The 9,717-nt window shown below is 51.7% G+C and carries 9 protein-coding genes; 1 reads left to right on the plus strand and 8 read right to left on the minus strand.

Annotated elements, in window-relative coordinates:
- Positions 1-53: 53 nt before the first annotated feature.
- The 6 genes from nrdA to IB214_RS25385 form a co-directional block, all read right to left on the minus strand.
- Positions 54-2,369, minus strand: a complete 2,316-nt coding sequence (nrdA, locus tag IB214_RS25360; RefSeq protein ID WP_072105600.1) for a class 1a ribonucleoside-diphosphate reductase subunit alpha — start codon at positions 2,367-2,369, stop codon at positions 54-56.
- Positions 2,370-2,446: 77 nt separating this feature from the next.
- A complete protein-coding gene (locus tag IB214_RS25365) occupies positions 2,447-3,016 on the minus strand; it encodes a hypothetical protein (protein ID WP_004110012.1) in 570 nt (189 codons plus the stop codon).
- 11 nt (positions 3,017-3,027) lie between these two features.
- Positions 3,028-3,774: a hypothetical protein gene (locus IB214_RS25370; protein WP_072105601.1), complete on the minus strand. Its 747-nt coding sequence runs from the start codon at positions 3,772-3,774 to the stop codon at positions 3,028-3,030.
- Positions 3,764-5,680 carry an AAA family ATPase gene (locus IB214_RS25375; RefSeq protein ID WP_072105602.1) on the minus strand — a complete coding sequence of 639 codons (1,917 nt, stop codon included), beginning with the start codon at positions 5,678-5,680 and terminating at the stop codon, positions 3,764-3,766. The genes IB214_RS25370 and IB214_RS25375 overlap by 11 nt, the downstream gene beginning before the upstream one ends.
- Positions 5,677-5,955 carry a hypothetical protein gene (locus tag IB214_RS25380; protein WP_235836561.1) on the minus strand — a complete coding sequence of 93 codons (279 nt, stop codon included), beginning with the start codon at positions 5,953-5,955 and terminating at the stop codon, positions 5,677-5,679. Before IB214_RS25380 ends, IB214_RS25375 begins: the two co-directional genes overlap by 4 nt.
- Positions 5,910-6,995 (minus strand): exonuclease SbcCD subunit D, encoded by a 1,086-nt coding sequence (locus tag IB214_RS25385; protein WP_072105603.1) that lies wholly within the window; start codon positions 6,993-6,995, stop codon positions 5,910-5,912. The genes IB214_RS25380 and IB214_RS25385 overlap by 46 nt, the downstream gene beginning before the upstream one ends.
- A 228-nt stretch (positions 6,996-7,223) precedes the next feature.
- Between IB214_RS25385 and IB214_RS25390 the strand changes: the two genes are divergently transcribed.
- Positions 7,224-7,727: a hypothetical protein gene (locus IB214_RS25390; RefSeq protein WP_072105604.1), complete on the plus strand. Its 504-nt coding sequence runs from the start codon at positions 7,224-7,226 to the stop codon at positions 7,725-7,727.
- Between the two features lie 31 nt (positions 7,728-7,758).
- Here the strand turns inward: IB214_RS25390 and IB214_RS25395 are convergent, their stop codons facing one another.
- The gene (locus tag IB214_RS25395; protein ID WP_049002212.1) at positions 7,759-8,253 is read right to left on the minus strand and encodes a GNAT family N-acetyltransferase; all 495 of its coding nucleotides are present in this window, start codon (positions 8,251-8,253) and stop codon (positions 7,759-7,761) included.
- Between the two features lie 75 nt (positions 8,254-8,328).
- Positions 8,329-8,973, minus strand: a complete 645-nt coding sequence (locus IB214_RS25400; RefSeq protein ID WP_004110025.1) for a hypothetical protein — start codon at positions 8,971-8,973, stop codon at positions 8,329-8,331.
- Between the last annotated feature and the right edge of the window lie 744 nt (positions 8,974-9,717).

Genomic DNA, 9,717 nt, shown 5'->3' on the forward strand with positions numbered 1-9,717 from the left:
TTTAAACAAGGTGCTCAACTCAATGAAAAGGTGGGGATTTCTCCCCACGCTCATCAGATTTTGCACGCGCCATCGCACTCATCTTCTGGCTCAACAACCTTCGCAGCGGAAGGTTCTGACACCTGATCGTCGTCATCACGCTTACCAGCGCCATCACGCGTGTTGTGGTAATAAAGCGTCTTCACACCTTGCTGATACGCAAACAGCAGGTCTTCCAGCAGCTTCATCATTGGAACCTTATCGCCAGGGAAGCGAGTCGGGTCGTAGTTGGTGTTCGCAGAGATGGCCTGATCGAAGAACTTCTGAATAATGGCCACCTTAGTCAGATAGCCGCGGTTATCCGGCATATCCCACAGGTACTCGTACTGGTCTTTCAGTTGCGCGAAGTCCGGAACGACCATCTTCACGATGCCGTCTTTTGAAGACTTCACGGACACCGGGCCGCGGGGCGGCTCAATACCATTGGTGGAGTTGGTGATCTGGCTGGACGTCTCACACGGCATTTGCGCTGTAAGAGTGGAGTTACGCAGACCATGCTCACGGATACGGCCACGCAGCTCTTCCCACGGCATTTTCAGCTCGAAAGAGGTCTCCGGGTTGGTATCCAGCGTTTTGCGATAGTGGTCGACTGGCAGCTGGCCCTGTGCATATTTGGTGTGGGAGAACCAGTCACATGCACCTTTCGCTTCGGCCAGTCGGCAGCTCGCATCGAGCAGGTAGTACTGAATGGCTTCGAAGGTCTCATGCACCAGCTGGTTGCCCGCAGCGTCAGAGTAGTTAAAACCGTTCTTCGCCAGATAGTAGGCAAAGTTGGTTACGCCAATGCCCAGGCTACGACGTGCTTTAGCCGGGATTTCTGCAGCAGCCATCGGGTAGTCCTGATAGTCGAGCAGAGAGTCCAGTGCCGCCACAGCGTAGAACGCCACGTCTTTCAGTGAGTCCAACGTGCGGATCGCGCCCAGGTTAAACGCAGACAGAGTGCAAAGCGCGATTTCCCCGTTCGAATCGTCAGTGAACGCCAGTGGCTTGGTCGGTAGCGTGATCTCCATGCAGAGATTGGACTGGTGTACCGGTGCAATTTCCGGAACGAATGCGCCGTGATCGTTCATGTGGTCGACGTTGGCAATGTAAACACGACCAGTAGAGGCACGCTCCTGCATCAGCGTAGAGAACAGGTCGACGGCCGGGATAGATTTCTTACGGATGCTCTCGTCGGCTTCGTACTTCAGGTACAGCTCTTCGAACTTGTCCTGATCAACAAAGAACGCGTCGTACAGGCCCGGCACATCGTGTGGGCTGAACAGCGTAATGTTTTCGTTGCGCACCAGGCGGCGATACATCAGACGGTTAATCATCACGCCATAGTCGAGATGACGAACGCGGTTCTCTTCAATGCCACGGTTGTTTTTCAGCACCAGCAGGCTTTCTACTTCCAAGTGACAGATCGGATAGAACGCTGTAGCAGCGCCGCCGCGAACACCGCCCTGAGAGCAGGATTTCACCGCCGTCTGGAAGTGTTTCAGGAATGGAATAACGCCAGTGTGGGTGGCCTCGCCATTGCGGATCTCACTTCCCAGCGCACGCAGACGCCCAAAGCCAATACCAATGCCCGCGCGACGTGACACGTAGTCGATGATTGCGGAAGACGCAGCGCTAATCCCTTTCAGACTATCAGCAGCTTCAATCAGCACGCAGCTGGAGAACTGGCGAGTAGGGGTGCGCACGCCGGCCATAATTGGCGTTGGCAGAGACAGTTTGAATGTACTGGTCACATCGTAGAAGCCTTTAACCATCTCCAGACGCGTCTTACCGGCGCAGCCATCTTCCCAATTCTGGAACAGGCACATGCCTACCAGCATGTAGAGTTGCTGTGGCCCTTCGTAGATAGCGCCAGTTACACGGTTTTGAACGAGATACTTGCTCGCCAGCTGCACGGTTGCGGCATAGCCGAAGTATTCGTCGCGCTTAGGCTTGATGTACACGCCCAGCTCGGCAATTTCTTCCTGAGAGTAGTACTTGAGAAGGTCTTCATCGTAAACGCCACGGCTGACGTTGCTGACGATGTGATTGTAGAAATTCGGGTAGTCATACTGCCCGAAGGCGTCCTTGCGGATCTTGAACAGGCTCAGTCGCGCGGCAACCTGCGAGTAGTTCGGGGTTTCCGGAGAGATCAGATCGGCAGCGGACTTTACCAGCGCCTCATGCAGCTGGCAGGTGGTCATTCCGTCGAAAATGCTGGCAGCAGCGCCCATAGCGACAGCAGACGCGCTAACGTTGCGAATGTTTTCGACTCCCCACATCACAACGCGGTTGTATTTTTCCTCTGACAACGGCTCAGTGGAACCGTTACGTTTTACGATGCTTATCATGTATCACCCAATAAAAAAGACCACTAAATATAGTGGCCTCATGTTAATAGATAAGTACTTACCTATCAATTACCGACTTATAAAATTCCTGCAAGAACATCGCGAACCTGACGGAATTGATCTGTTTGCATACCGGTGTAAATCGACGCGACAGCGTCCGCAAGGTGCTCGTTTTTATTCACCAGCACTTCCTTACCAGATTGCTTACGGCGCAACCACGGGGCGTTTGGCTGCTTCTGCGTAGCCCACTGAATGATCTCTTCCTTCGACGTGGTCAGCTTATTCCCAACATAGTGCTTAATCTCGTTTGGCGTGACCTGTATAAGTGGCTTATCCACGCACGCCAGTACGCCAATGCAAATGCCGTATGAGGTCTGAGAGCGACTCGATTGGCTACCAACCGGCAATTCACAAAACACCATATGAGCCTGCTCGATTATGGGCTTGGCGGTACGCCAGATTTCATTAGCGCGGCGCAGATCGTCGCTGTTTACGCGAACCGTCTTCTTGTTGCCGCCAGCTTTGGTTTCCACCAATGTCAGGCCATGAATGTCCAGCTTATCCGTTTCCAGATCCAGCGTGCCAATCGCCAGGCCAAAGTTGCTCATTGAAGGGTCGACGCCGACCACACGAATGGTTTTACTCATTTTTGGTCTCCTTACCACGTAGCCCAGGTTGGGCATTCCATTAGTTTCTGTTCAAGTGTCTTTTCCGGCTCGCGAGTTGGCGGCTTCGGAATGTCGCTAACAACGTGAATGCTATCGTTGGTTAGAACGCCTGCAGCAATGTCCGTATCGATCATGCTCTGGCCGATGAAATGCCGCATGATGTCGATCAGATGGTGTGCAGCCGTTTCATTCGCGCTGAATACATGGGGGAGAAGAACTTCAATAATCGCTACTTCACATCCCTCCTCGTAAAAGCAGAGTTTCGCCCGCTTTGAAATTGGCGCGTGCCGGTCATAGTCAACAGAGAAGCTGGCGAAGGCAGCACCCGGCATTCCAACGTGATCCGCGCGTGCGTTAGCGTGTCGAATCAGATTAGTGAATGCGGTGCTGATGTGCGTCTCCATTGCATTGAAGAGTGCATTTTCTTGGATGTTCAGCGTTCCGGTTTCAGGAATCACAACGAACCCCGGCCCAGAATGTGGGAGATATCCACCTTCCGTAAATGGATTAATAAGGATCGGCGCAGTGCTTCCTGACGGCAGCGTAGACAAACTCGGCATCATCGGGGTCGATGACAACAGACTGGTTAATACCGCGAACTGGTCGTCATTAATGTTTTCGTTTTTCCACAAAAGTGCAGGCGCAGCTGCTTTTGCAGTATGGTGGTTTATCAGCTTTATAGACTGCATCACGGCAAACATCTGCAAAAACTGCGTGCGGCTCAAGTTAAACGACATAGCTGCGACCCTCTTTGACTTCGACTGTGATGGTTTCCCGGAACCACGATTTCATCTCTTTGTGGGAGATGATCATCACTGTGCCGCGTTCACGCGCTTTGGCTTCCAGAATCCCCATGAGACGCTCCAGACCGGCAGTGTCGAGCGCGTCGTCAATTTCATCGCCGATAAACAGCTCAATATTCTTACTGGCACGACTGGCAACCAGATCCTGCAAGGCAAGAGAGCACGCAATGCGTACCTTACGCTTCTCGCCACCAGACAACGTCTGGAAGGATTTGCTGGAGCCTGTTTTGGTCACGCTGATATTGAATTTGTCGCGATACTCGCCTTTCTTCGTTGTCTCCATTGTCGACCATTCGGCAACGATGTTGCCGTCCGACAGCGTGTTGAGATACTCCGCAGTTCTGATGTTCAGGAAAGGCGTAACAGAGGTCAGGATGTGTGAACGCACACCAGCTGGGGAGTAAACCTGGCGAGCTTTCTCCAGCAACAGAGCCTGTTCCTGAATACTCTTTAACTCATTTTTAAGTACTGCATGATTAGATTTATTGGCAGCCAGGTTGTCTTCATGACGCTTAATAACGGCCAGAAATGGGTTTACCTCTGCCATAATGCGATTCATGTCGGTACGCGCCCGCGCCACCATCGCTTCGACGGCCACAACTTCACGTTCGCGATGACGCAGCGCACTTAGCTCATTGGTCAGGCGTTCGATTCTGGCGATGATTTCTGAGACGTCGGGTGTGGCTGAGACCAGTGCAGACTCGATGCCGAGCGCTTTCTCAAGACGAGCTTTGTGTTGAGCCACTGCCGCTGCTGATGCCTGCGCCTGGCCGATCTCATTACGCGCTTGTTCAATGAAACTCTCCTTTACGGTGGACAAATCTTCTTCGCAGTAGGGCTTTCCGCACGTAACACAAGGTGCTCCGACCTTTGTGCCAACCTCTTCTGCTTTGGTTTTAAACGAGCGAGCACGGTTCATCGACTCGTTCTGTGCCGCTTCTGAAGTGCGGATGCTTGAGCGGATCTCCGCAATCGCACCGCGCACCTTCAGCAGTTTGGCGTCATGCTCTTCTTTGGAGGCCAGCTTGCTGCGTTCGCCAGCAATCGCGTTTTCCGTATCCCGGATCTGTTCTGGCAGCGAGCGAATTTCCATCACGACTTCAGACAGCGTTACCTCCGCGCCAGCCAAATCGACACGGGCCTTGTCCAGACGTTCGCCGCGATCGCGTTCCCAACTATCAGAGGACGCTTTGGCCGCCTCAATCTCTGACTGCGCGGTCTCGATAAGCGTGAGACAGGCGTCCATTTTGGATTTTGTAACATCCATGCGTGCGGCAGCTGCATTAGCACGCTCGCGAGCAATGGCATAGGCTCGCGTTAACCGGTCGACGCCAGCGGCTTCTTCAACGATGGTTTTGAGGTTCTTGTCAGACATACCCGGCAGATCTGGCATTGCTTCCTGACTGGCGTAGATGGACGCCATGAACACCTCTTTGGATGCACCAATCAGGCGTTCAACGAACTCCTGCGTCAGTGTGTCTTTGCCTTTGGTCATATCACCGTCTTCACCACGGACGATCAGCCGGTTCTTGAACTCTTTGTGTTTGCGGTGGCGAATGATGGCGTAACGCTTTCCTTCATCCTCAACAGTCACCATCACACGACAGTTTTTCTCGTGACCTGTAGACAGCACGTCGTCACCTTTGACGCCATGCGCAGTTTCGCCATACAGACACCACATCAGGCTGTTCATCAAAGTCGATTTGCCCGCGCCATTGCTGGCAGCAGAAGAATCTCCACTATTAACACCCTGAATGAGCACCAGACCGCGTTGGTCTAACTCAACTTCGGCGCTGGCTAACGCCATGAAGTTCTCAACCTGGAGCTTTAGAAATTTCATACTTTGCCTCTAACTTTTTGATTCAAATGCTGGCCTTTTCGCAGTTGAAACTCTGTGTGGGCCGGGAAAGACCTGCGTTTCAGTACGCCTTGTTTGCTCAGTCTCCCCAGGTAAAACGCCACAGGGTTTCCGTTGGGTGGGTAGGGCTTGTGGAACATCACCGTCTGGCCTCGTTCAAGTCTTTTCATCGTGGAGATGAAGTCCCGAAAGCTGCCAGAATGGCTCGTTCTCACACTGCCTCCGCACTCTCCGCTTCGGTCAGGATCTCCTGACACAGCATGTCCAGCTTGCTCAGGTCGAAGCCGCCGTCAGTGTCGTGAACGATCTTGCAGTACGCCGCGACGGACTCGCCCAGGCTGTCTATTTTGCTGGTCTCCGCAGTACTGGCAGTGCCTTCCATCATCGATGCCTTGCGGATGAAGTTGCAGACGACACCCTTCGCGCCCATTGTTTTCAGGACGTTCTGGAGTTTGATGCCTTCTTCATCGCTCTCAACAACGGCACGGAAGCGCACGTAGTTACCGCGAATTTGGTCATCTTCCACATCGTCCTCAAGGTTGACGAACTTGGGTGCGGAGGTTTCGTGGTGGGTGAATGTGCCGTCAGGGTTGACGATCATGAAGCCAGCCAGCGAGCCAACATCGCCCCAATTTTGGTGCGTCAGCGCCCCGATGCTAACCACTCCAGGCAGCACTTCTTTGTGGTTGTGGTAGTGTCCAGACAGCAACAAACGGAAGCCGATATCTTTCAGTTCCTGTGCGTCGATGCCGACATCTGGCATGGTGGGGATCGCTTTGTTGATCGAGGTATGCACAACGACATCATGGTTGTCGCCATCCAGCCCGGAACGCAGTGTTTTGAGGTCGCTGATAAGCTCTGCGTGGTTATTGCGCCAGCTAATCAGGTGGACGGTAACGTCGCCCATTTTGATGGAGTGAGGACGTTTGCCGCAGACGATTTCCAGACCGATTGAGCGCAGAGAGGCCGCTGCATTGGCGCTGTATACGGAATCGTTGGTTTCGAGGTCGTGGTTGCCAGCCAGCATAACCACTTCGAGGCCCAACTCTTTGATGATCCACTCGTAAGTTTCTGTCACGAAATGCAGGACGGAAGGCGAGATAGCACCACGAACATGGAAAGTATCACCAGCCACCAGCATGTGCTTGCAGCCCGCAGCTTTCATGGCTTTGGCAGCTTCTTTCGTGGCGTCCAGTTGGATCTCCAGTCGAGAGTTCAGCCCGTCAGCGTTTGTTGTCGCAAAAGCATCCCAACGATGATAATGGGGATCTGATATCACCCCGTATGGCAATGTCATGTGTCTTTTCCTTTGTGGTTATTTTGATACAGATGTTAAGCGTGTTTAAGAGGCGAAAAACCCAGACAACACGGCACATAAGAAAATCTACAGGCACATTATTATGACAAAATATATAAGTAAGTGAATACCTATTTTATGAAGCGGTAAAGATTACTAAATGTTACAAGCCACTCTATAATCGCAGTCACTCAATGATGACAACCAAACGAAAAAGGAGAACGGACGGTGAAACGCGTAATTATTGGGACGATGGCCATTGCTCTGATCGGGTGCGTGCCAAAACCGCCTCAAGATGAAAAGTCAGCTGGCGGGTACGTTGATATTTACTCCACTTCAAGCGTAGCTATTGCCCAGGACAGAGCCGACAAATTGTGTGGAAGCCATGCCTATTATGTCTCCAACGACAATGATTTAACCAAAGTCATGGGTAAATACGCGCCTTCATTCCCAAAAATCCGTTTCAACTGTGATCTTGAAATGGCCGCTTATCTCGGCAGCAAAGAGGCAAAGGAGATCAAGATGAAGCGCATAGAGGAAGCCTACAAGGAGATGTACAAGGCCCAATATGAGCTGAAAGAAGTGCGCCGTAAGAACGCTGATCCGAATAAGCTAGAGTCCTACACAGAACGCGATCCGGACGGCACTATTCGCAGCTACAGTTTCTTGGACGGCAAGTCGTGCGAATCCATCGTATACCCAGACGGCACTGGTAAAACAACTTGCGATTAATTCTTCAGAAGCACCTCATATGGGGTGCTTTTTACTTTGGATCGCGAAACAGCATCTGCGTGCCTTTGGGGGACGTGTCGAAAAGGTGAAAACCTCTGCGTTTTAGCATGTCGGCCATTTGCGAGGATTTGACGTAGCACTTCGCCATCATCGGCTGGCTCGGGTTTGAATCGATCATGTCTGACACCAGCATTGACCCATAGCCTTTCCCGCGTAGTTCTTTGACGATACTGACGGCACGGAGTTCAAGTCGTGGCGCACCGGTTGGATCGAGTGCGGCACAGAACCAAATTAGCCCAGCTTTTTTGTCATCAGAACGGCGCAGCAGGATGTAGATATAATGCCCGGAGTATTGACCCTGCTCGTTCGTCTTGATTGCCAGCCTGGTCTGCTTCTCAAAGGTTTTACCCCCCTTTGATGTGAGGATCTCTTCGTAGAAGTGACCCTTGCGTGCGCCGTCTTCGAACTCACCCATGATAAATGGCATGTCTGCCACAGTCGCTGCCCTTGAATAAAATTCACTCATGTATTAATCCCTAAAGCTCTCAGTGTCTTTCTAAGACACCATATTTTATGCCCCGGTAAAACCATGAGTTTACGTTTAAAACGTCTCAGAGGGCTTCTGACGCGCAACGCTGATGTCGATTACCCCAGCTTTTGGGCGAGGGTCGACAAGATTCAACTCTTCAGCACTGTGATACTCCGTATCGAACTCCCGATCGACATGGCGAATGTAGATGGCCGTGAGAAGGCTGTCGTCGTTCAGGAAGTGTCCGTAGGATTTGCGGATCACTTCGCCAACCTTCTCGATCTTCTCTCCGCCCATGCAGAGATGGTTAAACCGGCTGTGTTTTCGCAGCATCTCATCCACCGGGCCGGAGTAGACCTTATCGACTCTCCCGAATCGGATGATATTTCCAGTATCAGCCTCAACCAGACAAACGAGTTTGCCAGGCTCGACCCGGTCCCGCCATGTTACACCAGAGCGGAGTGTGTTGAAGTAGGGAGCGTCCAATCCGATGATCGGTTTACGAAATGCCAGCAGTGGCACGTAACGTATGCAGCTGTTCAGGTGGAAGTGCGCACCGGCGTCGTGGAGTTTGAGCCGGGTTTCGTTAATCGGGCACTTCGACGCAATGCCGCACAGGTCGCAGAGCAACTTCTGTTTGTTCAGGCTAGTGTTCGATTCAATGGTGTAGGAGCCATCTTCAAGACGGCGAACCCAGCGCGTGCGTTTGAGATCCATAATTCTTATTCAAATAGTTTTGTCCGGGGCAACGATAACTGACAAGGCGCACCGATGTTTGCAAATGCCTGTTTTACTTATACCCATTATTCACAGGACCGATCCAATAATTAGATCCCCAGAGAGATCCTACAGAAGATCAAAAGAGATCCCCGATCGTCTCCAGCCGTTGCGGTTACTGGCCTGAGAGGGGGTTACTATCCACTATGGGGAGGAAAGTAACCTCTGTAGAGAGCATAATAACCGCTATGAAGAGCAAAACAACCTCTCTGGAGAGTGGTCGGTATCCACTGTAGTGAGTAGGAGACATTGTCTTAACTGGATAACTCAGTGCCTGTTTTTCTAAGGCAGGTAGCTGATATTCATAGACATACTGGAAGATTTGCGTTCAGGCGTGTTTGTTTCGACCACACATTATCCCCAGAAGGGGAGTGATGGCTGGTTTTGCAATTACCTGATTTTTATACACAGGCCCGATCCAGTAATTCAGATCCCAAAGAGAACCAAAGAGACCCTCAAAGACCCAAAAAGATCCCCGCATCCCGCAAACCGTTGTGCCGCATGGCCTTAGAGGTGATCGATACCCACTATAGAGAGAAGATCAGCCACTATAAAGAGCAAACCAACCACTGTAGAGAGTAGAAAAACCACTATAGACGGTAGGATAACCGCTGTGATGAGTGCTACTATCCACTGTAATCAGCAAAGGCCACGAAAGCGGTCGAATAAAAAGAGACACTTGGA

The organism is Citrobacter sp. C1 (assembly GCF_014596895.2).
Classification (GTDB): domain Bacteria; phylum Pseudomonadota; class Gammaproteobacteria; order Enterobacterales; family Enterobacteriaceae; genus Citrobacter; species Citrobacter gillenii.

Bases quoted from the DNA above. Each gene is read 5' to 3' on its own strand.
- nrdA (WP_072105600.1), bottom strand. From the start codon at position 2,369: ATGATAAGCATCGTAAAACGTAACGGTTCCACTGAGCCGTTGTCAGAG.
- IB214_RS25385 (WP_072105603.1), bottom strand. From the start codon at position 6,995: ATGACATTGCCATACGGGGTGATATCAGATCCCCATTATCATCGTTGG.
- IB214_RS25400 (WP_004110025.1), bottom strand. From the start codon at position 8,973: ATGGATCTCAAACGCACGCGCTGGGTTCGCCGTCTTGAAGATGGCTCC.
- IB214_RS25370 (WP_072105601.1), bottom strand. From the start codon at position 3,774: ATGTCGTTTAACTTGAGCCGCACGCAGTTTTTGCAGATGTTTGCCGTG.
- IB214_RS25365 (WP_004110012.1), bottom strand. From the start codon at position 3,016: ATGAGTAAAACCATTCGTGTGGTCGGCGTCGACCCTTCAATGAGCAAC.
- IB214_RS25395 (WP_049002212.1), bottom strand. From the start codon at position 8,253: ATGAGTGAATTTTATTCAAGGGCAGCGACTGTGGCAGACATGCCATTT.
- IB214_RS25375 (WP_072105602.1), bottom strand. From the start codon at position 5,680: ATGAAATTTCTAAAGCTCCAGGTTGAGAACTTCATGGCGTTAGCCAGC.